This window comes from Pseudomonas danubii, from assembly GCF_042980055.1.
In the GTDB taxonomy this organism is placed as follows: Bacteria; Pseudomonadota; Gammaproteobacteria; order Pseudomonadales; family Pseudomonadaceae; genus Aquipseudomonas; species Aquipseudomonas danubii.
The window spans coordinates 4,076,258-4,101,645 of record NZ_CP116502.1 but is presented as its reverse complement, the minus strand read 5'-3'; the positions used below and the strand labels follow the sequence as shown (position 1 = coordinate 4,101,645).

21 protein-coding genes and 2 pseudogenes are annotated in these 25,388 nt (G+C 64.2%); 10 read left to right on the top strand and 13 right to left on the bottom strand.

The genetic code is table 11. The features are described 5' to 3' along the window. The first annotated feature begins 2 nt into the window (after window positions 1–2). The gene (locus PFZ56_RS19010; protein ID WP_102879724.1) at window positions 3–803 is read left to right on the top strand and encodes a MipA/OmpV family protein; all 801 of its coding nucleotides are present in this window, start codon (window positions 3–5) and stop codon (window positions 801–803) included. A gap of 84 nt (window positions 804–887) precedes the next feature. Here PFZ56_RS19010 and PFZ56_RS19005 read toward each other — a convergent pair whose 3' ends face one another. From PFZ56_RS19005 to PFZ56_RS18995, 3 genes are all read right to left on the bottom strand, one after another. Continuing rightward, window positions 888–2,177 (bottom strand): ATP-binding protein, encoded by a 1,290-nt coding sequence (locus tag PFZ56_RS19005; protein WP_102864488.1) that lies wholly within the window; start codon window positions 2,175–2,177, stop codon window positions 888–890. Further along, complete coding sequence (locus PFZ56_RS19000) at window positions 2,178–2,888, bottom strand: winged helix-turn-helix domain-containing protein (protein ID WP_102879726.1); 711 nt, start codon at window positions 2,886–2,888, stop codon at window positions 2,178–2,180. A 185-nt stretch (window positions 2,889–3,073) separates the two neighbouring features. Continuing rightward, the gene (locus PFZ56_RS18995; protein WP_102879727.1) at window positions 3,074–3,679 is read right to left on the bottom strand and encodes a tRNA-(ms[2]io[6]A)-hydroxylase; all 606 of its coding nucleotides are present in this window, start codon (window positions 3,677–3,679) and stop codon (window positions 3,074–3,076) included. 292 nt (window positions 3,680–3,971) lie between these two features. Between PFZ56_RS18995 and PFZ56_RS18990 the strand changes: the two genes are divergently transcribed. Further along, the gene (locus PFZ56_RS18990; RefSeq protein ID WP_110653529.1) at window positions 3,972–4,835 is read left to right on the top strand and encodes a universal stress protein; all 864 of its coding nucleotides are present in this window, start codon (window positions 3,972–3,974) and stop codon (window positions 4,833–4,835) included. Between the two features lie 113 nt (window positions 4,836–4,948). Here PFZ56_RS18990 and PFZ56_RS18985 read toward each other — a convergent pair whose 3' ends face one another. Beyond that, on the bottom strand, window positions 4,949–5,416 hold the full coding sequence (locus PFZ56_RS18985) for a DUF1289 domain-containing protein (protein WP_102879728.1): 468 nt from the start codon (window positions 5,414–5,416) through the stop codon (window positions 4,949–4,951). A 409-nt stretch (window positions 5,417–5,825) separates the two neighbouring features. On the opposite strand from PFZ56_RS18985, the gene acnB reads away from it, so the two are divergent. Further along, a complete protein-coding gene (gene acnB, locus PFZ56_RS18980) occupies window positions 5,826–8,426 on the top strand; it encodes a bifunctional aconitate hydratase 2/2-methylisocitrate dehydratase (protein WP_102879729.1) in 2,601 nt (866 codons plus the stop codon). A 147-nt stretch (window positions 8,427–8,573) separates the two neighbouring features. On the opposite strand, the gene PFZ56_RS18975 is transcribed toward acnB, so the two are convergent. Beyond that, a complete protein-coding gene (locus tag PFZ56_RS18975) occupies window positions 8,574–10,253 on the bottom strand; it encodes a SulP family inorganic anion transporter (RefSeq protein WP_170003256.1) in 1,680 nt (559 codons plus the stop codon). 342 nt (window positions 10,254–10,595) lie between these two features. Further along, the gene (locus PFZ56_RS18970; protein WP_102864482.1) at window positions 10,596–11,876 is read right to left on the bottom strand and encodes a serine/threonine transporter; all 1,281 of its coding nucleotides are present in this window, start codon (window positions 11,874–11,876) and stop codon (window positions 10,596–10,598) included. A gap of 501 nt (window positions 11,877–12,377) precedes the next feature. On the opposite strand from PFZ56_RS18970, the gene PFZ56_RS18965 reads away from it, so the two are divergent. The 6 genes from PFZ56_RS18965 (at window position 12,378) to PFZ56_RS18940 (ending at window position 17,935) form a co-directional block, all read left to right on the top strand. Next, a complete protein-coding gene (locus tag PFZ56_RS18965) occupies window positions 12,378–12,917 on the top strand; it encodes a cysteine hydrolase family protein (RefSeq protein WP_102879731.1) in 540 nt (179 codons plus the stop codon). 134 nt (window positions 12,918–13,051) lie between these two features. Further along, window positions 13,052–13,447, top strand: a complete 396-nt coding sequence (locus tag PFZ56_RS18960) for a VOC family protein (RefSeq protein ID WP_170003258.1) — start codon at window positions 13,052–13,054, stop codon at window positions 13,445–13,447. 16 nt (window positions 13,448–13,463) lie between these two features. Next, on the top strand, window positions 13,464–14,414 hold the full coding sequence (locus PFZ56_RS18955; protein WP_170003260.1) for a 2-hydroxyacid dehydrogenase: 951 nt from the start codon (window positions 13,464–13,466) through the stop codon (window positions 14,412–14,414). Window positions 14,415–14,725: 311 nt separating this feature from the next. Continuing rightward, window positions 14,726–15,793 carry a phosphotransferase family protein gene (locus tag PFZ56_RS18950; RefSeq protein ID WP_110653615.1) on the top strand — a complete coding sequence of 356 codons (1,068 nt, stop codon included), beginning with the start codon at window positions 14,726–14,728 and terminating at the stop codon, window positions 15,791–15,793. Window positions 15,794–15,832: 39 nt separating this feature from the next. Continuing rightward, on the top strand, window positions 15,833–16,600 hold the full coding sequence (locus PFZ56_RS18945; protein WP_110653616.1) for an SDR family oxidoreductase: 768 nt from the start codon (window positions 15,833–15,835) through the stop codon (window positions 16,598–16,600). A 225-nt stretch (window positions 16,601–16,825) separates the two neighbouring features. Continuing rightward, on the top strand, window positions 16,826–17,935 hold the full coding sequence (locus PFZ56_RS18940) for a Gfo/Idh/MocA family protein (protein WP_170003262.1): 1,110 nt from the start codon (window positions 16,826–16,828) through the stop codon (window positions 17,933–17,935). 139 nt (window positions 17,936–18,074) lie between these two features. On the opposite strand, the gene PFZ56_RS18935 is transcribed toward PFZ56_RS18940, so the two are convergent. The 6 genes and pseudogenes from PFZ56_RS18935 to PFZ56_RS18910 all read right to left on the bottom strand — a co-directional run bounded on the left by PFZ56_RS18935 (window position 18,075) and on the right by PFZ56_RS18910 (window position 23,941). Then, window positions 18,075–19,511, bottom strand: a complete 1,437-nt coding sequence (locus PFZ56_RS18935; RefSeq protein ID WP_110596982.1) for an FAD/NAD(P)-binding protein — start codon at window positions 19,509–19,511, stop codon at window positions 18,075–18,077. A 13-nt stretch (window positions 19,512–19,524) separates the two neighbouring features. Further along, a pseudogene (locus PFZ56_RS18930) lies at window positions 19,525–19,775 on the bottom strand (ABC transporter ATP-binding protein); the annotation flags it as partial. A gap of 324 nt (window positions 19,776–20,099) precedes the next feature. Beyond that, a complete protein-coding gene (locus PFZ56_RS18925) occupies window positions 20,100–21,497 on the bottom strand; it encodes an LLM class flavin-dependent oxidoreductase (protein WP_170003266.1) in 1,398 nt (465 codons plus the stop codon). Further along, window positions 21,497–21,961, bottom strand: a complete 465-nt coding sequence (locus tag PFZ56_RS18920) for an acyl-CoA dehydrogenase (RefSeq protein WP_170003268.1) — start codon at window positions 21,959–21,961, stop codon at window positions 21,497–21,499. The genes PFZ56_RS18925 and PFZ56_RS18920 overlap by 1 nt, the downstream gene beginning before the upstream one ends. 12 nt (window positions 21,962–21,973) lie before the next feature. Further along, window positions 21,974–23,176, bottom strand: coding sequence for an SfnB family sulfur acquisition oxidoreductase (locus tag PFZ56_RS18915; protein WP_394304410.1), 1,203 nt, complete (start codon window positions 23,174–23,176; stop codon window positions 21,974–21,976). Between the two features lie 201 nt (window positions 23,177–23,377). Next, window positions 23,378–23,941, bottom strand: a complete 564-nt coding sequence (locus PFZ56_RS18910) for a helix-turn-helix domain-containing protein (protein ID WP_102879741.1) — start codon at window positions 23,939–23,941, stop codon at window positions 23,378–23,380. Here PFZ56_RS18910 and PFZ56_RS18905 point away from each other — a divergent pair. Beyond that, window positions 23,936–24,962 (top strand): annotated as a pseudogene (locus tag PFZ56_RS18905) (DMT family transporter). The gene PFZ56_RS18910 and the pseudogene PFZ56_RS18905 overlap by 6 nt on opposite strands. A 56-nt stretch (window positions 24,963–25,018) precedes the next feature. On the opposite strand, the gene PFZ56_RS18900 reads toward PFZ56_RS18905, so the two are convergent. Next, complete coding sequence (locus PFZ56_RS18900; protein WP_170003248.1) at window positions 25,019–25,378, bottom strand: hypothetical protein; 360 nt, start codon at window positions 25,376–25,378, stop codon at window positions 25,019–25,021. Window positions 25,379–25,388: the final 10 nt, after the last annotated feature.

Here is a 25,388-nt window from a genome sequence, read left to right as displayed (position 1 = left end):
CTATGAAAAGCCTGAAACGCTGCACCACCGTCGCCCTTTGGGCGGGCACCCTCGGCCTGGCCACAGGGTCTGCAGCGCTGCATGCCGAGGACTGGAAATATGGCGTGCGCGGCGGTGTTGCCAGCGTGCCGCGCTACAGCGGCAGTGACGAGCGCACCGTGGCGCCGATTTTCGGCGGCGAAATCATCAGCCCCTATGGCCTCTTCCTCAACACCGACCAGGGCCTGGGCTGGGGCCATGAATGGGGCGACCTGTCGTTCAGCACCTGGGTCGGCCCCAGCGAAGAACGGCGCGACAAGAACCACCTGGGCCAAGGCTCCAAGCGGCTCAAGGGCATGGGCCAGATCAAGTCACGTGCGCAGTTCGGCGCACACCTGGGTTACGACCTGGGCCCGTTCGAACTGGGAGCCACGGTGACCCACGCCGTGAAGAAGAATGACAACAAGGACACCGGTTCAGCTTACAGCCAGCTGCAGCTGAGCATTGGCACCAACCTGTACGAGGGACGTTTGGGCAGCCTCGATGCCAGCCTCAACAGCCTGTTCGGCAATGCCGACTATATGCAGACCTGGTACGGCGTGAGCGGCACCCAGGCCGCCAACAGCCGCTTCAGCGCCTACCGCGCCAAGGGCGGGCTGGTGAGCAATGGCCTGGACCTGGAATGGACCCTGCCCCTCAACGAGCAGACCAAGCTTTCGACCCTGCTGTCCCTGCAGTACCTGGGCAAGGAAGCCGGCGACAGCCCGATCGTCGATCGGCGCATGCAGACGGTGCTGGGCACCCAGCTTGAGTACAGCTTTTAAGCGGTAGGCTTCGAGCGGCAAGCGGCAAGCAGCGAACTGGCGGCTTGAAGCTTGCCGCTTACCGCTTGCAACTTGCCGCTGCCGCTAATCGACATGGGCCCAGGTCAGGCGAAACGAGGCCCCGCCCCACTCCGAATCCACCACCTCGACCTTGCCGCCATGCCACTGGGAGACCCGTCGCACCAGGGCCAGGCCCAGGCCGAAGCCACCGGTACGCCGGTCGCGGCTGGCGTCGAGCCGGGAAAAGGGTTCAAAGATTTTCTCCCGTCCATCCACCGGCACGCCGGGCCCGTCATCATTGACCCGCACTTCGTAGCCCTGCTCCAGGCGCACCAGGGACACCTCCACCCGCCGGTCGGCGTAGCGAATGGCGTTGCGCAGCAGATTGATCACCGCCCGGGCCATGAAGCGTGGCTCGATCCGCACGTACTCGACCTGGCAGGAGCGGATCAGCAACTGCACCCCCGCCGCTTCCGCCTCCAGGGCGACACTGCCGACCACGCTGTCGAGCCAGCTCTGGGCCTGGATATTCTCGCGACTGATGGTGGCCGCGCCGTGCTCCAGGCTGGCGTAGGACAACAGCTCGGAGACCATGTCCTCCAGTTCGCCAAGGTCGGCGTACATGTCGGCGATCAGTTCGCGGTTTTCCTCCGGGTCCGGTTGCTGCTGCAACTGGTCCAGCTCGAATGACAGCCGCGCGATGGGCGTGCGCAACTCGTGGGACACCGCGTTGGTCAGCTCGCGCTGGTTGGCGATCAGGCCCTCGATGCGCGCCGCCATGCGGTTGAAGTGCTGGGCCAGGTCGCGAATGTTGGAACGCTGGGACAGTTGCAGGCGGGTGCTGAGGTCATTGCCGCCAAAACGCTCGGCGGCCAGGCGCAGGCGCTCCAGGTCGCGCCAGTGCGGGCGCACCCAGAAGTACAGGACGATGGCCAGCAGCGTGCCGAGCAAGGCATAGGCGGCGATGTTGTAGAGCAGGGTCAGGGGTGGGTCTTCCGGCAGCTTGATGCTCAGTAACTGGGGACCGTCGTCGATGCTGGAAATGAATTCGTTGAAATCATCCCGGACCACCAGCTGCTTGGCGCTCAGCAGCGCCCGCTCCTTCTGGTTGAGGTCCAGCTCGCCGGCCTGCACCAGCTTGAGCCCCAGCCCGTAATGGGGTTTGAGCAACTCCAGTTGATGCTGACGCCCGGCCTCGTCAAAGGGCCGCAGCTGCTCGCTGAGGCTGTAGGCCGGCCCGCGCACCGCATCACGGTTGTAGGCCTCGATCAGGTCCACCGCCAGGTAGTTGAGGAAGATGTGTTGCACCGCGGTCATGGCTCCGGCAAAGCCGAGGGCCAGGAACAGGTAGAGCCCCAGAAACAGCCGCAGCATTCAAATCTCCCAGGCGAATGGATTGAACAGATAGCCCTTGCCCCACACGGTCTTGATGCACACCGGCTCGCGCGGGTTGTCCTTGAGCTTGCCGCGTAATTTGCTGATGTAGACGTCGACGCTGCGGTTCAGACCGTCGAACTCGATGCCGCGCATGCGGTTCAGGATGTCATCCCGGGACAGGGTCTTGCCTGCCGCATTGGCCAGCAGCCAGAGCAGCTCGAACTCCATGGTGGTCAGTTCGATCGGCTCGCCGGACAGACGCACCTCGCGGCTGCTGCGGTCGATGCTCAGCACGCCGAACTCCAGGGCCCCGCGCAAGGCGGTCGACTCCGGCACCTGGCGCCGCTGCAGGGCCCGCAGCCGCGCCAGCAGCACCGCCGGCTTGATGGGCTTGATCACATAGTCGTCGGCGCCGGACTCCAGGCCGAGGATGTGGTCCAGGTCGTCTTCCTTGGCGGTGAGGATGACAATCGGGGTATCGGCCACGGCGCGGATTTCCCGGCACACGTGCAGGCCGCTCTGGCCCGGCAACATCAGGTCGAGCACCACCAGCTTCGGTTTGAATTCGAGAAACGCCGCCAAGGCCACATCGCCCCGGTGTACCGTCAGCACTTCAAAGCCATGCTGGGACAGGAAGCTGGCAATCAGCCCGGCGAGCTTCTCGTCATCTTCCACCAGCAGGACTTTGCCAAGACCCAGGTTTTCCATACCTTCCCGTTCGCAAGCACACAATTTTGAGTGCGCGCATTATAGAAGGACCCAGGTTAAAAAAAGGCTAAGGTCGCGGCAAAACCAGCGACTTATCGCGGTTTTGCGCAAAGTTTCATTCTTTTAAGAGTTTTTAACAATTTGCCCCTGTTTTTACACAAGGGCTGCGACACAAGGGTTGTGCCTTACCAGGCCGGCACGCCGCTGTGGAAGCGGAATTCCGGGTCCGGGGACTCGATCAGCTCCTGCTCGGCGGCCCGCACCTTGTCGATCACCTGAGCGATGTCCCGGGCGTCGCCATACTGGTAGGCCAGCTTCAGGTAGCCCTGATAGTGCCGGGCCTCGCTTTTGAGCAGGCCGAAATAGAACTTGCCCAGTTCTTCGTCCAGGTGCGGCACCAGGGCTTCGAAGCGCTCGCAACTGCGGGCTTCGATAAAGGCGCCGACCACCAGGGTGTCCACCAGCTTCACCGGCTCATGGCTGCGCACCACTTTGCGCAGGCCCGAGGCGTAGCGCCCGGCGTGCAGTTGGCGCAGCTCGACCTTGCGTCGTTTCATCAGGCGCATGACCTGTTCGTGGTGCACCAGTTCTTCCCGGGCCAGGCGCGACATCATGTTGATCAGGTCGACATGGGAGTGGTACTTGGCGATCAGGCTCAGGGCGGTGCTGGCGGCCTTGAACTCACAGTTCTTGTGGTCGATCAGCAGGGTTTCCTGGTCGGCCAGGGCCGCCTGGACCCAGGCGTCGGGAGTCCGACAGCCGAGGAAGTCATGAATTTCCAAAAAGTTCATCGGCGCATTTCCGAGCAATCCGCCAGAGCAAGGCGAGCAATGGCGGCACTATCAGTGATCGATAACATGAGGCTCACGAGACAAATAAGGCTTCACAGCGAAAGGCTGGCGATTATACCGGCCACGTCGCAGACCACCAGCGGCCGCGCTTGATATGCATCAACATGCGGCGCGGGCGCCAGCAACTATAGTTGTGCACGCTAGGGTCTGTTCCCGTTTGGTGACGAGCCGCGTTGCTGGGCCAAACGGGAACAGACCCTAACCATTCATCCCTTTCCTGGAGATCCCGATCATGCAAAGTATCCGCAGCATCCTGGTGGTCATCGATCCCACGCCTGGCGAAAGTCTGGCCCTCAAGCGCGCCAAGCTGATTGCCGGGGTCACCCAGGCCCACCTGCATCTGCTGGTCTGCGACAAGAAGCACGAACACTCGGCGCTGCTCAGCGTGCTCAAGAGCAGCCTGACCGGCGAAGGCTACAGCGTTACCACCGAGCAGGCCTGGAACGAGAGCCTGCATGAAACCATCATCGACGTGCAGCAGGCCGAGGGCTGCGGCCTGGTGATCAAGCAGCATTCCCATGACAATCCGCTGAAGAAAGTCCTGCTGACCCCGGCGGACTGGAAGCTGCTGCGCTACTGCCCAACCCCGGTGCTGCTGGTCAAGACCGCCACCCCCTGGGCCGGTGGCGTGGTCATGGCGGCCATCGATGTCGGCAACATGGACGGCGAACACCGCACCCTGCATGCCAGCATCGTTGACTATGGTTTCGACATCGCCAGCCTGGCCAGGGCCCAACTGCACGTGATCAGCGCCCATCCATCACCGATGCTTTCGGCATCCGACCCGGTGTTCCAGCTCAAGGAAACCATCGAGAAGCGCTACCGCGAGGAATGCAGGGCGTTCCAGGCCGAGTTCGATATCGACGATGCGCACCTGCATATCGAGGAAGGTCCGGCGGACGTGCTGATTCCCCATATGGCCCACAAGCTGGGGGCCGTGCTGACCATCATCGGCACCGTGGCCCGTACCGGGTTGTCGGGGGCCTTGATCGGCAACACCGCCGAAGTGGTGCTCGACTCCCTGGACAGTGACGTGCTGGTGCTCAAGCCGGCGGACATCATGGACCACCTGGAAGAACTCGCCGCCAAAGCCTGAGCCCCTTCCCCGCAACGCCAGCGCGTAACCTGCGTCGCCCATGACGACGCTGTCGCTGGCAAGCCCACGCCTGCAGCACCCTTTGCGCAGGAAGTGGCTGGCCGACGAACCTCTCAGCCCAGGGCGTCCTTGAGAAACCCCGGGGCGATGTAGCGCTGGTAGTGGGCTTCCGACAGCAGGAAGAATTCCCGATCGATGGCGTCACGCAACTCCGGCAGGCCCCAGTCGCGGAACTCCGGCAACAGCGCCATGCCGTAGGCGTCGAGCTGGTTGATCACCCGCGCGCCCCGGGCAATCAGCTGGTAGGCCCAGCAATACTCGGACTGGTGCGGCACGAAACGGATCTTGCGCTGCTCCAGTTGCCCGCGCAGACGCGCCGGGTCGAAGACTTCCAGCTTGGCCGCCATCACCTGCACCAGCAGTTGTTCAAGACGCAACCAGACCGCGCGTTTCTCCTCCTCGTTGTAACCGTTCCAGTTGATCACTTCGTGATGGAAACGCTTGCAGCCGCGGCACACCAGGTCGCCGTAGACGGTGGAGCAGAGGCCGACGCAAGGGGTCTTGATGGTCTGATTGGGCATAGAAAAACAACACACGCAAAGGCAAAACAGTCGGCAATGTTAGCCCTTTGTCTAAGATTGATCACCCCTCAAACTTCAATACAGCAACTTACGTTTAGATTTTTTTTGCCGTAGAATCAGCCAGCCTTTTTAGGCGCCAATGTCCGTTTGAAGCTGTTTTCAAAGCGTCACGAGCACAGTCGTTCCTTCAGAGCGGTGTTGGCGAGGGATTTTTCCAGCGGGGAAAAATCCAGCGCCAACCCTCATCAGCTCCCCGTTCTGCAGGCGTAAAACTTTGAAAGCAGCTTCTGTAAGGAATTGTCGGTAATTCTGGCTAAGTGGCCCACAACGCCACGCAGCGCATGAGTACGGCAATTTCGGGATGAGCGTCCCGGACACCCATTTGGGACCACTGATGAGGGTAATAACTGTGCTTGAAGCCTACCGCAAACATATCGAAGAGCGCGCAGCACTGGGTATCGTTCCCCAGCCGCTTAACGCCGAACAAACTGCAGGCCTGGTCGAGCTGCTGAAGAATCCCCCGGCTGGCGAAGAAGCTTTCCTCGTTGACCTGATCACCAATCGCGTTCCACCAGGAGTCGACGAAGCCGCCTACGTCAAGGCCGGTTTCCTCTCCGCGCTGGCCAAAGGCGAAGCCTCCTCCCCTCTGATCGACAAGAAGCGCGCCGTAGAACTGCTGGGCACCATGCAGGGCGGCTACAACATCGTGACCCTGGTCGACCTGCTGGACGACGCCGAGCTGGCGCCTGTTGCTGCCGCTCAACTCAAGCACACCCTGCTGATGTTCGACGCCTTCCACGACGTCGCGGAAAAAGCCAAGAACGGCAACGTTCACGCCCAGGGCGTACTGCAATCCTGGGCCGACGGCGAGTGGTTCAAGAACCGCCCGGTACTGGCCGACAAGATCAGCCTGCGGGTGTTCAAGGTCACCGGCGAAACCAACACCGACGACCTCTCCCCTGCCCCTGACGCCTGGTCCCGTCCGGACATCCCGCTGCACGCCCTGGCCATGCTGAAAATGGCCCGTGACGGCATCGTGCCTGACGTGCAAGGTTCCATCGGCCCGATGAAACAGATCGAGCAGATGCGCAACGACGGCTTCCCGATCGCCTACGTTGGCGACGTGGTCGGCACCGGTTCGTCCCGTAAGTCGGCGACCAACTCGGTCCTGTGGTTCTTCGGCGACGACGTTCCTTACGTGCCGAACAAGCGTGCCGGCGGCTTCTGCTTCGGCAGCAAGATCGCTCCAATCTTCTACAACACCATGGAAGACGCCGGCGCCCTGCCGATCGAATTCGACGTGTCGAAGATGAACATGGGCGACGTGATCGACCTGTATCCGCACGCTGGCAAAGTCACCAAGCACAACAGCGACGAAGTCCTGGCCACCTTCGAAATGAAGACCCCGGTCCTGCTCGACGAAGTCCGTGCTGGCGGCCGTATCCCGCTGATCATCGGCCGTGGCCTGACCGAGAAGGCGCGCGCCGAGCTGGGTCTGCCACCGTCGGACCTGTTCAAGAAGCCTGAAGCTCCAGCCGAAAGCACCAAGGGTTTCACCCTGGCGCAGAAGATGGTCGGCAAGGCTTGCGGCGTGACTGGCGTGCGTCCAGGCACCTACTGCGAACCGAAGATGACCACCGTCGGCTCCCAGGACACCACCGGTCCTATGACCCGTGACGAACTGAAAGACCTGGCTTGCCTGGGCTTCTCCACCGATCTGGTGATGCAGTCGTTCTGCCACACCGCGGCCTATCCAAAGCCGATCGACGTCACTACTCACCACACCCTGCCTGACTTCATCATGACCCGTGGCGGCGTGTCCCTGCGTCCGGGCGACGGCATCATCCACAGCTGGCTGAACCGCATGCTGCTGCCGGACACCGTCGGCACCGGTGGTGACTCCCACACCCGTTTCCCGATCGGCATCTCGTTCCCGGCCGGTTCCGGCCTGGTGGCCTTCGCCGCCGCCACTGGCGTCATGCCACTGGACATGCCGGAATCGATCCTGGTTCGCTTCAAGGGCAAGCTGCAGCCTGGCGTCACCCTGCGTGACCTGGTCCACGCCATCCCTTACTACGCGATCCAGAAAGGCCTGCTGACCGTCGAGAAGAAAGGCAAGAAGAACGCCTTCTCCGGCCGCATCCTGGAGATCGAAGGTCTGGAAACCCTGACCGTCGAGCAAGCCTTCGAACTGTCCGACGCCTCGGCCGAACGTTCGGCTGCCGGTTGCACCATCAAGCTGTCCAAAGAATCGATCGCCGAGTACCTGAAGTCCAACATCACCCTGCTGCGCTGGATGATCGGCGAAGGCTACGGCGATGCCCGTACCCTGGAGCGTCGCGCTCAAGCGATGGAAGCCTGGCTGGCCAACCCTGAGCTGCTGGAAGCCGACAAGGACGCCGAGTACGCCGAAGTCATCGAGATCGACCTGGCCGACGTCAAGGAGCCTGTGCTCTGCGCGCCGAACGACCCGGACGACGCTCGCCTGCTGTCCAGCGTTGCTGGCCAGAAGATCGACGAAGTGTTCATCGGTTCCTGCATGACCAACATCGGTCACTTCCGCGCCGCCGGTAAGCTGCTGGATCAGGTCAAGGGCCAGCTGCCAACCCGTCTGTGGCTGTCGCCGCCGACCAAGATGGACGCTCACCAACTGACCGAAGAAGGCTACTACGGCATCTACGGCAAGGCTGGCGCGCGCATGGAAATGCCGGGCTGCTCGCTGTGCATGGGTAACCAGGCACGTGTAGAGCCGAACTCGACCGTGGTGTCGACTTCGACCCGTAACTTCCCGAACCGTCTGGGCGATGGCGCCAACGTCTACCTGGCTTCGGCCGAGCTGGCGTCGGTGGCTTCGATCCTGGGTCGCCTGCCGACCGTCGAGGAGTACATGGAATACGCCGGTAAGATCGACAGCATGGCAGCGGACGTGTACCGCTACCTGAGCTTCGACCAGATCGCCGAGTTCCGTGAAGCGGCGGCCAACGCCAAGATCCCGGTGGTGCAAGCCTAAGGCTCTAGCGTTGTAAAAAAGAACGCCGCGTATTCCACGATACGCGGCGTTTTTTTATGCCTGTGACTTGTGCTGACTGCCCTGCCCGCTAGTTCGCCCTGCGCTGCGCTGCCACAGGCCAGGCGCGATACACCCAAGCGCCAAGACTCAATGCCAGAGTCCTGCCTGAGCCTGACCGCTCCAGATCTGCAGGCTTTCCTGCAGCGTATCGTCGACGCTGGTGCCACTGAGCAACACCTGATGCTCGGCAGTCGACGGCAGGCCCGCCAGGGCTTCCTTGGCCCTGTGCTTGAGCCGGGCCAGGGCCAGGCGCTTGTGCTCCAGGCGGACCTGACGGAAGAAGTCGTCCAGGGCCTCGATGCTGGTGCCGTCCAGATTCGGCGACTCTTCCAGGCTGAGAATGACCGTGTGAATCGGCGTCTGCGCATGCCGGATCAGGTGCAAGGCACCGCCCAGGATGCGCTCGGCGTTGGCGAAGAACAGCGCCTCCCCCGGACGCAGAATCAGCACCCCCGGCACCTGCCGCGCCTGAGGATGGCGGCTGAGGTCGACAAAATCATGTCCGCTGCCCAATTGACCGAGGATCTGGATATCCGCCGCCGACAACTGGCGCAGCATCAACAGAATGCTCACCCCTACCGAAAGCAGCAAACCATCCAGCACCCCCAGCACCAGCACCGCGGTGACCGCACAGATCACCAGCAACCGATCCCGGCGCCAGATGAAATAGCGCCCCAGCGGTTGCAGGCTCAGGCCATGGCCCAAGGCATAGATGACGATCGCCGCCAGCACCGGCTCCGGGGTCAGGGCGATATAGGGCAGCACCGTCAGAACGATGATCAGCATCACCGCAGCAGCGGTCAGCCCGGCCAGCCGCGAGCGGGCCCCCGCCGCTTCGTTAGCGGAAGTGGCCGAATAGCCGGCGCCGACGGGCATGCCATGGAACAGACCGGAGAGCAGATTGCCAGCGCCCAGGGCCAGCAGGTCGCGGTTGGACGAGACCCGGTCGCCATGCTTGAGCGCCAGGGAGCTGATGGAGCCGTAGGACTCGGCATACAGGATCATCACCAGGGCAAACGCCAGTTCCCCCAGGCGCAACCAGTCGGCAAAGGGCAGGTCCGGCAGGCTCGGCACCTGCAACTTGAGTTCGATCACCCCGATCAGGGCCACCCCATGAGCCGGCAGATCGAGCCATTGCCCGGCGCCAATGCCGATCACCACCGCCACCAGCCCACCGGGCACGTAGGGAATCCGCGAACAGATCGCCAGCACCAGCAAGGCCAATGCCGCCACCGCCGCGCCGGCCCAGTTCCACTGCGGCCACTGCTCCAGCAACTGCGGCAGAAAACGCACCAGGTTGCCGGTGCTCAGGTGCACCCCCACGATGGTGGCGAACTGCTTGAGGATGATGGTCACCGCCAGGCCGAAGGCGAAGCCGCGCAGCACCGGCTTGGCAATGAACGCGGTGACGCCGCCGAGGCGAAACAGCCCCGCCAGGACGAAGAAGCCTCCGGTCAGCAGCACCAGGGCGAACGCCAGGTTCAGGCGCAGCTGCACGTCGCCCTCTGCCAGGGACAAGGTGGCAGCGGCCAGCACCGCCGCCGATGAGGACGTAGCCGAGACAATGGCGAAGCGGCTGCTGCCCAGCAGGCCGTAGCACAGCAACCCGGCGAACAGGGCAATGACCCCGGCCTGGGGCGGCAAGGCGGCAATACCGGAATAGGCCACAGCCTCCGGCAGCAACAGGCCGGCGATGGACAAGCCGGCCAGCAGGTCGCGGCTGCGCTTGGGGACAACAGTTGGCTGGGTGAGGGGTTCAGTGGCCAATCGGGTTCGTCCGTGACAAGGCAAGATTCGAATTCAGAGGGTGTCGCCCAACGGCATCAACGCCTTTGGGCCAGATTGCAGCCCGTGTGGCGGGAGTGGCCATTGACGGGTTCCGGGCAGCAATAAGAGCACCAGCTTAGACCTTTATTCAAGGCAGCAAACGATCCTGATCAATGCCTTGAACGACAACGCCGCCGGTGCTGTGAGCACCGGCGGCGTTGGTTGTGTTGCCAGCAATCGCGTCAGGCTTGAGGGCCTGTCCGCCGGCAAGCCGGCTCCAGGCGGTGAGCGTCGCGCAGGTGTGGAATGCCGGCGAAGGCAGCCGCCAGCGCGTCGCACAAATCACGAAGCCAGGGAGTACACCAGGGCGGTAATGGCCACCAGGCCCACCAGGGTCACGAAGACGTTGGAGGCCTGGCCGCGATAGCGGGCCATGGCCGGCACTTTGCGAATGGCGTACATCGGCATCAGGAACAGGATCGCCGCGATCACCGGGCCACCCATGGTCTCGATCATCGTCAGGATGCTCGGGTTGAGGGTCGCCACGGCCCAGCAGATCACCAGCATGAAGGCAGCGGTAACCCGGTCCAGGGTTTTCGCCCCAGGACGCCGGCCGCTCTTGCCGATCAGGCCCTTGAGGCCTTCGCTGGCACCGATGTAGTGACCCAGGAAGGACTTGGCGATGGCCACGAAGGCAATCAACGGCGCGGCGAAGGCGATGGTCGGATTCTGGAAGTGGTTGGCCAGGTAGGACAGGATCGACAGGTTCTGCGCCTTGGCTTCGGCCAGTTGCGCCGGGTTCAGGGTCAGCACACAGCTGAAGACGAAGAACAGCACCATGCCCACCATCAGCAGGTGGGCACGCGAAAGGATCTGCGAGCTGCGCTCTTGGGCATGCACGCCATAGCGGCGCTTCTGGTCCACGGCAAAGGCCGAGATGATCGGCGAGTGGTTGAACGAGAAGACCATCACCGGAATCGCCAGCCACAGGGTATGCAGGAAGGCCGAAGGCGCCGGGACATCGCTGACGGTGGCAAGGATGCCGCCATTCCAGTGCGGGATCAGGAACACCGCGAGGAACAGCAGGGCCACGATGAACGGATAGACCATCAGGCTCATGGCCTTGACGATCACCTGCTCGCCGCAACGCACCACCACCAGCAGGCCGAAGATCAGCACCAGGGCCAGGATCGCCCGCGGTGGCGGCGCGATGTGCAGTTGATTGGTCATGAAGCTGTCGACGGTGTTGGTCAGGGCCACGCTGTAGATCAGCAGGATCGGGAAGATCGCCAAAAAGTACAGCAAGGTGATCAGGGCACCGGCGGTGAGGCCGAAATGCTCTTCCACCACGTCAGTGATGTCCGCACCGTCACGCCCGGAGAGCACGAAGCGGGTCAGGCCGCGGTGTGCATAGAAGGTCATGGGGAAGGCCAGCAGCGCCAGGATCAACAGCGGCCAGAAACCGCCGATGCCGGCATTGATGGGCAGAAACAGGGTACCGGCACCAATGGCGGTGCCAAACAGGCCCAGCATCCAGGTGGTGTCTTGGCGGTTCCAGCTACTCAGGGTCGCTGGGGTCGCCGTTTCAAAGCGTTGATCAACGCTGTTGGCCTGATCATTCATCCGGTGGGATCTCCACATTCCGGTCGTTTGCCATTCGATCAGGGCGCGTCGGAGTACCCGACAGACAGAGCCCCGACCGAAACAGAGGGGGCGCGATTGTCCGGGATTCCGCGAGCGCTGCATAGACTTAGCTGAGGAACGGTTTGTACGGTGCAGATTTATTTTTTTGCCGTGGCGAAGCGTCTGGCCCGGCTCTCTCCCGCCTTCCCCTGGCACCGGCTTGCCGGCGCAAGCGTCCGCGAAGGCGATGCACATCCCACGCACCTGTTCCTCGGCAAGCCGACGCGCGCTGGGCTGCGTTGACAAGATTCACGGCCAGGCGGCATGATCGGACCCCATGAATATCTACGCGCTCAACCCTACCTCTACCACCACGACTGCCTACGGCGGGTCGTGTGGTAGCTGTGCGGGATGATGCAAGCACAGTAAAACCAAGGCCCCGCCAGCAATGGACGGGGCCTTTTGTTTCTCCGTCCAGCTGGCACTACAAGGAGAGACAAGATGCCTTTATCCAACGCCAAGCGTGCCCTGCTGGTCATCGACATGCAGGTCGGCCTGTTCAACGGACCGGACAAGCCCTACAAGCGCGAACAGACCCTGGAAAACATCAACCAGCTGATCCGCCGCGCCCGCCAGGCCGGGGCGCCGATCTTCGCCGTGCGCCATACCGGCCCCGCCGAATCGCCGATTGCCGCCGGCAGCCCGCTCTGGCAACTGCTGCCGACCCTGGAAGTGGATGAAGAACTGGACTGCGTGCTGGACAAGACCCGCCCCAGTTGCTTTGTCGGCACCGGGCTGGCCGAGCGCCTGCAGGAAGCCCAGGTCAATGAACTGGTGATCGTCGGCATGAAGACCCAGTACTGCGTCGATGCCACCTGCCGCGCCGCCGGCGACCTGGGCTTTGCCGCCGTGCTGGTGGAGGACGCCCATACCTGCATGGACACACCCGTGCTGGGGGCGAAGAAAATCATCGCCCACCATAACGCCACCCTCAACGGCCCCTTCGTGCGCCTGGCCACGACCGCCGATGTGACCTTCTGACCCCATAGTCCCCACACCGCCCCGGGCACGCCGAACATGGCGTGACTCCCCCGGGAACGGTGCCGGCGAGCATTGCCAAAATCCCTCGCAACCCGCACCCTTGAGCCTTCGTCCCCGCCTGTATGGAATCCTCCATGAGCGCCACCACGATCGCCGGCTGCATCCTCTACAGCCTCGACCCGCCGTCACTCGCCCGCTTCTATGCCGACCTGCTGGGCTGGCCCATCACCGAGCAACAGGCCGATTACCAGCAACTGGTGCATCAGGGCTTCGAGCTGACACTGGTCCAGGTGCCTGCGGCGATTGCCGCGCGCATCGTCGTGCAGGAACCGCCACTGCCCCGTAGCGATGGCGCGTGCAAGCCGCTGTTCCAGGTCGCCGATCTGCAACAGGCCAGGCAACGGGCCGCCAGCGCCGGGGGCCGGTTGTACGAGGCCGAGCGCGAATGGTCATTCATGGGGGCGCAGATCTGCGACGGCGTCGACCCGGAAGGCAACATCTTTCAATTGCGCCAGCCCTTGCCCCATTAACTGCTGAGGAACCGTCATGCGCGCCACCGTCCTGGTCCTGGTCGAGAACGTCAACGCCTACCTGCCCTTGCTCGAAGCGCTGGGCTTCAACCTGATCCTGGCCCCCACGCCCGCCGAACGGGCCCAGGCCATCAAGACCCACGCCCCACAGATCGACGCCGTGCTGACCCGAGGCCCACTGGGGCTGACTGCGGCGGAAATCAACGCCCTGCCCCGGCTGCAGATCATCTGCGTGATCGGTGCCGGCTATGAGCAGGTGGACCTGCAAGCGGCGAGCAACCGCGGGATTGCCGTGACCAATGGCGCCGGGGTCAATGCCTCGTCGGTGGCCGATCATGCCCTCGCCCTGTTGCTTTCGCTGGTCCGGGGCATTCCCCAGTCCGATGCCGCCGTGCGCCAGGGACAATGGCCAAAAGTCCTGCGCCCTTCCGTGGCCGGCATGCGCCTGGGCATCCTCGGGCTGGGCGCCGTGGGCCAGGCCATCGCCCGGCGCTGTGCCCTGGGGTTCGACATGACCGTGAGTTATCACAGCCGCCAGCCCCGGCCGGACCAGCCCTACCGCTTTTGCCCGACCCTGCTGGAACTGGCCCGGGACTCGGATGCCCTGGTGATCGCCACCCCCGGCGGCGCCGACACCCGGCATCTGGTGGACCAGCCGGTGCTGCAAGCCCTTGGCGCCGAAGGTTTCCTGGTGAACATCGCTCGTGCCAGCGTGGTGGACACCAACGCCCTGCTGCAGGCCCTGAAACAGCGGCGGATTGCCGGCGCGGCCCTGGACGTGTTCGATGACGAACCGCAAGTGCCGGACGGTTTCAAGGGCCTGGACAATGTGGTACTGACGCCCCACGTGGCCGGCCTTTCGCCCCAGGCCAGCCGCGACACCGTGGACATGGTCGGCCAGAACCTGCTGGCCCACTTCGAGGGCCGGCCACTGCTGACCCCCCTTCCCCTGCCGGCACCGAACTGACCCATCCCCGAGTCAACGCCTATGCTCGTGGGGCGGACAACCTCTGGCCTGCATGGCTTGTGCAGGAGCTGGCTTGCCAGCGAAAGCCAGCGCCGGTCAGGACATCCTCTTCGCCGGCAAGCCGGCTCCTACGAGGGCTTGGTCTCACCGGGTCGTAGATACACGGGGGTAAATTCAAACGCTTGTATCAAAAGCAATGATTGTCCGGCAACACGCGCACCTATAAAGGCTCGCCGCGATTGTGAGGGGCCGGTAGGCGCATTAGATTAGTCAATAATCTCTGGCCTCCAGAATAAGCAGAAGGGATAAGCATGGCGCTTACAGACCAATCCACCCGTACTCGCCCCGGCGAGGAGCTCGATGCCAACCTGATCGATCCGTACCTCAAGGCGCATATTCCCGGCCTCAGCGGCACACCGCAAATCAGCCAGTTCCCGGGCGGTGCCTCGAACCTCACCTACTTGCTGGAGTACCCGGACCAGGAATTCGTCCTGCGGCGCCCGCCCTTCGGTCACAAGGCCAAGTCCGCCCATGACATGGGCCGCGAGTTCCGCATTCTCAACCAGCTCAGGGACGGTTTCCCCTACTGCCCCAAGGCCTATGTGCACTGCACCGACGAGTCGGTGATCGGCGCCGAGTTCTATGTCATGGAACGGGTCAAGGGCATCATCCTGCGCTCCGACCTGCCGGCGGAACTGGGCCTGGATGCCGGCAGGACCCAAGCCCTGTGCAAGAGTTTCATCGACCGCTTCGTCGAACTGCATCGGGTCGACTACAACGCCTGCGGCCTGGGCGACCTGGGCAAGCCTGAAGGCTATGTGCAGCGTCAGATCAAGGGCTGGAGCGAGCGCTACGAGAAAGCCCTGACCCCCGATGCGCCGCACTGGGAAACCGTGAAGGCCTGGCTCAACGACAAGATGCCCGCCGATCACCCAACCTCAAGCATCGTGCATAACGACTACCGCTTCGACAACGTCATCCTCGATCCCCACAACCCGATGCAGATCATCGGCGTGCTGGACTGGGAACTGACCACCCTGGGCGATCCGCTGATGGACCTGGGCAACACCCTGGCCTACTGGATCGAGGCCGCCGACCCGGCGCCAGTGCAACTGATGCGGCGCCAGCCGAGCAACGCCCCGGGCATGCTGACCCGCCAGGAATTCGTCGATTACTACGCCGAACGTTCGGGAATCGAAATCGGCAATTTCGACTTCTACTACACCTACGGCCTGTTCCGCCTGGCCGGCATCGTGCAGCAGATCTACTACCGCTTCTACCACGGCCAGACCCAGGACAAACGCTTCGCGCAGTTCATTCACATGAACAAACTGCTGGAGCAGATGAGCCTGCAGGTCATCGAAAAATCCAGCCTCTGACCGCGCCCTCGGCGCCCGACAGCCCAGCAAGGAAAAACCATGTCCAAGACTCAGTTGTTCGACCTCGACGGCAAGATCGCATTCGTCTCCGGCGCCAGCCGCGGTATCGGTGAAGCCATTGCCAAGCTCCTGGCCCAGCAAGGGGCCCATGTGATCGTGTCGAGCCGCAAGCTCGAAGGCTGCCAGCACGTGGCCGACGCCATCATCGCCGCCGGCGGCAAGGCCACGGCGATTGCCTGCCACATCGGCGAAATGGAGCAGATCAGCCAGGTCTTCGCCGGGATTCGCGAGCAGTTCGGCCGCCTCGACATCCTGGTCAACAACGCCGCCACCAACCCGCAATTCTGCAACGTCCTGGACACTGACCTGGGGGCCTTCCAGAAGACCGTCGACGTCAATATCCGCGGCTATTTCTTCATGTCGGTGGAAGCCGGCAAGCTGATGCGCGACAACGGCGGCGGTAGCATCATCAACGTCGCCTCGATCAACGGCATCTCGCCGGGGATCTTCCAGGGCATCTACTCGGTGACCAAGGCGGCGGTGATCAACATGACCAAGGTCTTCGCCAAGGAATGCGCACAGTTCGGCATCCGCTGTAACGCCTTGCTGCCGGGCCTGACCGACACCAAGTTTGCCTCGGCCCTGGTGAAGAACGACGCCATCCTCAAGACCGCCCTGGCGCAGATCCCCCTCAAGCGCGTGGCCGACCCGAGCGAAATGGCCGGCGCGGTGCTCTACCTGGCCAGCGACGCTTCCAGCTACACCACCGGCATTTCGCTGAACGTGGATGGCGGCTTCCTCTCCTGAGGCCCGCTTGCACCACCGAAAAGGCAGCCTCCGGGCTGCCTTTTTCATTTCCCTTGGCAGCGGCCAGCGAACAGGGCCTTGAACCCAACGCAAGCCACAGGGGCCCTGTCGCCGGCAAGCCGGCTCCTACAGTGCCCGTCAAAATTTTAATTCCAGCAATTGCAATTAGAGAATTTTTATTCCATAACTAGCCCTTCCTAAAACAATAATTCTGCAGGTGCGGCTATGGATGAACTTGGCATTGGCTTGATCGGTACCGGCTTCATGGGCCGGGCCCACGCCCTGGCGTTTCGCAGTGTCAGCGCAGTGTTCGAACTGCCGGTGCGCCTGCACCTGGCGGCCCTGGCCGATGCCGATGCGCAGCGCGCCGAGCACTGTGCCGGGGCCTGGGGCTTCGCCCGGGCCCATAGCGACTGGCAAGGCTTGATCGCCGATCCCCGGGTCAATCTGGTGGCCATCACCACCCCCAACCATCTGCACTTCCCCATGGCCATGGCGGCCCTGGCGGCAGGCAAGGCGGTGTACTGCGAAAAGCCCCTGGCCATCAGCGTCGAGGAGGCCCGGCAGATGCACCACGCCGCCCAGGCCGCTGGGCTGGTGACCCGGGTCGGTTACAACTATCAGCACAACCCGATGATCGCCCTGGCCCGGCAGTTGATCGGCCAGGGCGAGCTGGGGCAACTGGTGAGTTTCCAGGGCGAGTTCAGCGAGGATTTCATGGCCGACCCGGATTCACCCTGGTCCTGGCGTTGCGACCCGCAGCACGCCGGCGGCGCCCTGGCCGACCTGGGCAGCCACCTGCTGGCCATGGCGCGCTTTCTCATGGGGCCGGTGCAGGCGGTGTGCGCCGATGTACAGACGGTGCATCTGCAACGACCGACCCACGCCGGCAGCCAGGAACGGCGCCACATTGCCGTGGACGATCAGGCCCACGCCTTGTTGCGTTTCGCCAATGGTGCGCGGGGCACGTTGAGCAGCAGCTGGATCAAGCATGGCTACAAAAACCACCTGAGCTTCGAGATCAGCGGCACCCTGGGCACCCTCGCCTTCGACCAGGAACGGCTCAACGAACTGCGCCTGTACCGGGTCGGGCAGAAAGGCTTCCAGCGCCTGCTGGCCGGGCCCGAGCTGCCCGGCTACGCCGCCTTCAGCCCGGCCCCCGGGCATCAACTGGGCTACAACGAACTCAAGACCCTGGAAGTGCATGAACTGATCATGGCCCTGTGCGGCCAGGGTCGGGACGGCACGGATTTCGCTGAGGCCTGGGAAATAGAGCGCCTGGCCGCGGCGATCCGCACTGCCGCCCAGGAACAGCGCTGGATCACCCTCCTGTAGCCGCTGCTGAGCCCGCGAAGCTGCGCAAAGGTCCGCAGGACCTTGCCTGACGATCGCCTGCCGATCTTGGACGGCCTCAAGATCCCCGCGTCTCCTGCGTCGGAATGCCGCCCAAGCCGTTCGCAGCCTGCGGCAGCGGCTACAAGGGCAATGCCGCCAGGTGCGCGGCGAGGGCCTTGGCCTGCAGGGCGACGTCGGTGACGGCGGTGCTTTCCCACCACAGGCCACGCAACGGCGGTCCCATGGCGAACAGGCGCTCGGATGCCTGGCCACGGGCGTTGTGCACGGCACCCTCTGCCGTGGCGCTGATGCCCAGGGCCAACGGCCCGGGGGTGACCAGACCACGGGCCAGCAGTTGCTGCGGCAAAGGCCGGGCGACCCGGCGCCAGTCGTATTCAATGCCGCTGGAGTTGATCAGTGCGTCCCCCTCCAGGCGCTCGCTGTGCTCGGTGCCGCGATAACGCAGGCGGATCGTCAGGCGACCCTCCACCGAAGGTTCCAGTCCCTGGTAGGCCGCGGCATGAATGCGCAAACGGCCCTCGGCGTGCAGGCGCGCCACCCGCTCGGCGCTCAAGGGCGGCGAGCGATGGTGGTGGCTCTCCCACCAGGGCCGCACATGCCGCACGAATTGGCGTTTCTGCGCCTCGCTGGCCTGGCTCCACAACCGGCCGATATGCACCCGCACCGTGTCCAGCGGCGCTTGCCAGTCGATGCCTTGAGCCTGGGCCTCGCGGCACTGACGCCGCACCTCCCGCAGCAGTTGTCGCGGGCTGCGCAGCTTGAGGTCGGCCGCGAGGAAGTCCACCCAGGCCGGCGGCTGGCGGCGCACATGGGGCAGCAGGCCATGCCGGGAGAACACCTCGATCGGCCCGCGATGCCCGGCCTGCTCCAGGGACACCACGGCGTCCACCATGGTCAGCCCGGAGCCGATGATCAGCACCGTCGCCTGCGGGTCGAGGCGGGCCATGGCGGCCACGTCCCAAGGGTCCAGGGCTGCGGCATTGAGGCCGCTGGACCGGGTTTGCGGTGTGCGCGCCGCCGGGAACATGCCGGTGGCCAGTACCGCCACTCCACCGCGCAGCTGGCGGCCGTCCGCCAGCGTCAGGCAGACACCGTCACTGTCGGTTTCCAGGTCCACCGCTTCGCCGCGCACATGGCTCAGGCTGGAGCCCTGTTCCAGGCCCAGCTGCAGCGCCTCGGCCAGGCGTTGCTGCACATAGACGCCAAACAGCCCCCGAGGTGGAAACAGCTCGCTGACCGGCACCGACTGGCGGCCCGATTCGGGCCAGCCACCGCCGGCAATATGCTGGGTCAGCCAGTGGGTCAGGTCATCGGCATTGTCCGGATCGACGCTCATCCGTGCCGCGTTGCCGTTCAGGGTATGCCCCAGCTCGACAGCGCTGTAGGCCTCGCCGCGGCCCAGCTCGCTGCGGGGCTCGATCACCAGTATCCGCCGCCGCCCCGGCAGGCGCAGCAATTGCGCCGCCAGCAAGGCGCCACTGAGGCCGCCGCCGACAATCAGAATTTCAGCATCACGGGTGGCTGGGGTTGCCTGTCCGCAGTGGTTTTGGCTCATGGAATACTCACGCTCAGTGTTTGCCCAGGTAGAAGTCCTGCAGATCGCCCCGGGCCAGCAGTTGCTCGGCGGTGCCGGACAGGGCCACTCGGCCGGTGTCCAGCAGGCATGGGGAGCGTATTTGAGCGCCAGATTAATGCGTTGCTCGGCGATCAGAAAGCTCACTCCCGCCTCGCGATTAAGCTGGGCAACGATCTGAAAAATCTCCTGGACGATGATAGGCGCCAAGCCCATGGAAGGTTCATCCAGCAGTACCAAAGTAGGATGGGCGCGGTTGGCGTCATGCGCTGTTCCGTTTGAATTCGGCGACCCAGGCCGCAGTTGTAGGTTGAGTCGTGGCCTGGGGCGGCTGCCAGATGAACTTCAGGCGCCCCCCGCAGCCGGGGCAGCGAACGACAGCAGTGACGGGGGCCAGCCCGGGGCCAATCGGGGCAGTGATTGCAGGTCTGTTCGCTGGCAGGCCCGCCCCTACATGCAGGTCGGCGGCGTCTGTGCAGAAGCCGGCTTGCCGGCGAAGGCGCCGGCAAAGCGGGCGCAGGTCTTGCGGGCCTCTTTGCCGGCAAGCCAGCTCCTACGAGAGGCGCGGGGTCAGGCGCTGGTGCGTTGCGGCTGAAGCCGGGTTGCGAGGTCGCGCCAGGCGCTGCCGGGGTGGTTCACCGGCAGCCGCGGGCCGGCGCCAAAGAGCTTCTCTCGCAGGGTGCCCGGTGCGTATTCGGTCTTGTAGACCCCGCGTTTCTGCAACTCGGGCACCAGCAGTTCCACGGCATCGATAAAGGTTTCGTGGGTCAGGGCGTAGGCCAGGTTGAAGCCGTCGACATCGGTCTCTTCCACCCACTCCTGGAGCAGGTCGGCCACGGTTTCCGGGCTGCCGACAAACAGCGGGCCAAAGCCGCCGATCCCCACCCAGTCGGCCAGTTCGTGAGGGGTCCAGACCTTGTTCGGGTCTGCGGTGGAGAAGGCTTCCACCGCCGACTGGATGGCGTTGGTGTGCACATGCTTGAGGGGCTCGTCGGGCTTGAAGCGGCTGAAGTCGATGCCGGTCCAGCCGGAAATCAGCGCCATGGCGCCTTCGTAGCTGACCCAGGACTTGTATTCCTCGAACTTGGCCTTGGCCAGGGCATCGGTCTCGCCGAGGATCACCGTCTGCAGGTTGAAGATCAGGATCTTCGACGGGTCGCGCCCGGCTTCGGCCGCGCGGCGGCGGATGTCGGCCACGGTCTTTTTCAGCAGCACCTTGGACGGCGCGGCAACGAACACGCATTCGGCCTGTTCGGCGGCGAACTGCTTGCCGCGGCTGGACGCCCCGGCCTGGTACAGCACCGGAGTGCGTTGCGGCGACGGCTCGCACAGGTGAATCCCCGGCACCTGGAAGTGTTTGCCCGCGTGGCGGATCTCGTGGATCTTGCTCGGGTCGCTGAAGATCCGCCGCTCACGGTCACGTAGCACCGCACCCTCCTCCCAGCTGCCTTCCCAGAGCTTGTAGCAAACCTCCAGGTACTCCTCGGCGTAGTCGTAGCGGGCGTCGTGTTCGGTCTGCGCCTGCTGACCGATGTTCTTCGCCCCGCTCTCCAGGTAGGAGGTGACGATGTTCCAGCCGGCACGACCCTTCGTCAGGTGATCCAGGGTCGAAAGGCGCCGGGCAAAGGGGTACGGATGCTCGAACGACAGCGAGGCGGTGAGGCCGAAGCCCAGATGCTCGGTGACCAGGGCCATGGGCGGAATCAATTGCAGCGGGTCGTTCACCGGCACCTGGGCCGCCTGGCGGATCGCCGCCTCGCCATTGCCGTTGTAGACGTCGTAGATGCCCAGCACATCGGCGATGAACAGCCCGTCGAACTTGCCCTTCTCAAGGATGCGCGCCAGGTCGGTCCAGTACTCCAGGTCCTTGTACTGCCAGGAACGGTCCCGAGGATGGGCCCAGAGCCCCGGTGACTGGTGACCGACACAGTTCATGTCGAAGGCATTGAGGCGGATTTCACGGGACATCACACAGCACTCCTGAAACCTTGGGGCAGCACGCCATTGAGGCGGTAGTTGCCGATCAGTTGATACTTCCAGCGCAGCGGGTCTTGCAGGGCCTGTGGCTGCGGGGTGCGCTGGCCGGTGAGTTCGAATTCGGCGTTGCCGGCCGCCGCCAGGGCTTCGGCGGCGGCAATCGCCGCCTCGGCCAGGGCGATGGCGATCTCGGCCGGGTCCTTTCCCTCTTGCAGCCGGTACTGGGCCCGCTCCTGCAGGGCGGCGGCCACTTCGATGCGGATCTGCAGATCGCCAAAGCGGCTGATCACATACGGGTCGTCGCTGGCCTTGCTCAGGCCGCTGCCGGACCAGGGCCGGGCCTGGTCGCGGACGAACTCCAGGGTCCGCTGCAACAGGTCGCGGGCCCTTTGCAGTTGCTCGCCGATCGCGGCCAGGGCGGCCTGGGGGCTGTCGGGTTGGGTCAATGCGTTCATGGCGGTGTCCTTTCAGTTCCAGGCGTGACGGGGTGGCTTGACGCCGTTGAGCAGGAAGTTGCCGATCAGGTGGTATTTCCAGCGGGCCGGGTCGTGCAGGGTGTGGGTGCGAGCGTTGCGCCAGTGGCGGTCGAGGTTGTACTTGGCCGACACCGAGCGGGTGCCGGCCAGTTCGAACAGCTTGCTGGCGGCGAGCAAGGCGCTTTCTGCCGACAGCACCTTGGCCTGGGCCACCACCAGCGAGGCGTGGGCGACGCTGTCTTCGCTGGGGCTGGCGAGGGCCTGATCAACCGCCTCGGCGGCCTTGACCAGGATCGCCTCGGTGCCGTGCACCCGCCATTCCAGGTCACCGATGGCGGCCTGGGTAAAAGGGTCCTGCCAGCCGTGATCCAGGCCACTGTCGATCCACGGCCGGGACTGCCGGGCGTAATGCTTGGCGTCTTCCAGGGCGGCGACGGCGATGCCGGTGTCCACAGCGGCCTGGATGATCTGCGAGATCGGGCCGTCGGCGGTGGGTTGGTCGAAGGCCCGGTGGGCCGGGATCACCGCGCTGCGCGGCACTTGCACGGCCTTGAGGCTGACCCCGCCGCTGGCGGTGGTGCGTTGGCCGAAGCCGTCCCAGCTGTCGATCACCGTGAGGCCGGGGGTGTCGCGCTCGATAAAGGCGATATGGGCCTGGTTGTGCTCATCCACCGCCACCGTCGGCACGATGTGGGCAAACAAGGCGCCGGTGCAGTAGAACTTCTCGCCGTCGACCTGCGCCTGCTCGCCGGTAAAGCGGATCTGGGTTTCAAAGGCACCGACGTGCTTGCTGCCGGCCTCGGAAAACGCGTTGCCAAAGCGGTAGCCCTGCAACACCTTGGCGAAGTAGTGCTGCTTCTGCTCTTCGCTGGCGGTCTGCAACAGGATGTCCACCACCCCGAGGTGGTTCTGTGGCAGCTGGCCCAGGGAGGGATCGGCGGCGGAGATGAGCTTGATCACCTCGGCCAGGGTCACGTAGGACACCCCGGCGCCGCCGTAGGCCCGGGGAATGGTGATGCCCCACAGGCCGCTGGCAGAGAACTCGTCGAGTTCCGCCACCGGCAGGCGCCGTTCGCGGTCGCGTACCGCGGCCTCCACGGCAAAGCGCTGGGCCAGGGCCTGGGCCACGCTGATGGCCTCGGCATCGCTGCGGATGAGGTGGGCACTGGGTGAGGGTTGGGCTGGGGCTGTCATGGGCCGACTCCACGTCCTGAAGATCAAGATAAACACCGCTCGGGTGCTCGCTATCAGGACAATTGCAGGAGTCGTGCCTAAATATAAAATCCTTTTATTTCAACAGCTTGAAGATTACTTCGGAGAAAAGGCATCAACTGAAAACAGGCAGAATGTTCAACCGCTGTTGACTGGCCAACAGTGGCCGGCACGCCTGGGCAATCAGTACACCACGTTGCGCACGAAGCGCGTGGCCTGGGCGCCGTCATTGCGATAGCCGTGAGGCACATGACTGGCGAACATGAAGAAGTCGCCGCTTTCCAAGCGCCGCTCGGCGTCGCCGAAGAACAGCGTCAGGCAGCCCTCGACGACATAGATCTGCTCGCTCCAGCCGACGGTGTCGCACTCCGAGTGATAGACCTCGCCAGGCTCGAGCTGCCACTCCCAGAGTTCCACTTCACGGCTGGCCTCGGCCTTGGCCAGGAGCAGCGCCTTGCTCCCGGGGATGACGCCGGCCCAGGCCAGCTCGTTGATACGGCTCGGGTCTCGGGCATCCGGGGCCTGGATCAGGTCGCTGAAAGCCACGTTCAAGGCCTCGGCCACTCGGTCCAGGGTGCCGAGGCTGACGTTCTTCTCCCCGGCCTCGATGGCCACCAGCATCCGCCGACTGACGTCGGATTTTTCCGCCAGGGCGCTCTGGCTCAAGCCTGCGGCATGGCGCAGGCGTCGCACGTTGAGGCTGACATGTTGCAGGACCGAAGCCCGTTGGACGTTATCTTTGTGCACTATATTGCTCGCTCTCTGGGCCTGCGCAGTATACTGCCCAGCTTCCGGCGCATTGTGCGTCCCCCCTCAGGTAGCACGCAAGGCCATGACTTCAACGCCCTCCCGCGCAATGCGCTTCCCACTCAGCAGGGCCGAAGCGGTGCTGGTGCTGATCACCATGATCTGGGGCGGCACCTTCCTGCTGGTGCAGAAGGCCATGAGCGTCAGCGGTCCGATGTTCTTCGTCGGCCTGCGCTTTGCCGCGGCGGCGTGCATCGTCGCCCTGTTTTCACTGCGCCACCTGCGCGGGCTGACCCTGTTCGAGCTGCGTGCCGGGACCTTTATCGGCACCGCCATCATGCTCGGCTACGGCTTGCAGACGGTGGGCCTGCAAAGCATTCCCAGCAGCCAATCGGCGTTTATCACGGCCCTCTATGTACCTTTCGTTCCCCTGCTGCAATGGCTGTTCATGGGCAAGCGTCCGGGGCTGCTGCCAAGCATCGGCATCATGCTGGCGTTTACCGGGTTGATGCTGCTGTCCGGCCCCAATGGCGCCTCGCTGGATTTCAGCCCCGGGGAGATCGCCACCCTGATCAGCACAGTGGCCATTGCCGCCGAAATCATTCTGATCAGCAGCTTCGCCGGGCAGGTGGATGTGCGCCGGGTCACGGTGGTGCAACTGGCGGTCACCTCACTGCTGGCCTTTGCCATGGTGCTACCGACCGGGGAAGCGTTGCCGGGGTTTTCCTGGCTGCTGCTGGCCAGTGCCTTGGGCCTGGGGGCAGCCAGTGCGGCGATCCAGGTGGCGATGAACTGGGCGCAGAAAAGCGTCTCGCCGACCCGCGCCACCCTGATCTATGCCGGTGAGCCGGTGTGGGCCGGGATTGTCGGGCGGATCGCCGGGGAACGCCTGCCCGCACTGGCGCTGCTGGGGGGAGCCCTGATCGTGCTGGCGGTGATCATCAGCGAATGGAAACCCAAGGGCCGGGCCGCGGATGCCGATCAACCGGCATTGACCAACCAGGCAGCGGACGGCCTGTAGCACCCGGCTTGCCGGCGAAGGCGATCTTGCGGACCTCTTCGCTGGCAAGCCAGCGTCTAGAGCGCGGGGTCGCCGGGGGCGTAGAGCCAGGTCGGGACGGTCAACGACCCCTTGTGCTTGGGCTCCAGCAGCACCCGGTCACCCTCGGGCTCGCCGTGATAGTAGAAATAGGCGTGGTAGAGCACATGCCCCTCGGCAAAGGCGCGGTCGTAGTACAGCACCGTGCCCGCTGGCAGCTGGTAGGTCCGATCATCCCCCGTCGGGCCTTCGATGATCAGCGCCTGGCGGGTCTTGAGCATGTCGGGACGGTCGAGATAATGCTCCACACCCACCCCCAACCCGGCGCCGAAGGCAGTGAACAGCAAGGCGAAACAGCCCCGTCGAAACAGCCGGCCCGTGGCCGATCCTTTAATCATGTGCACCCTT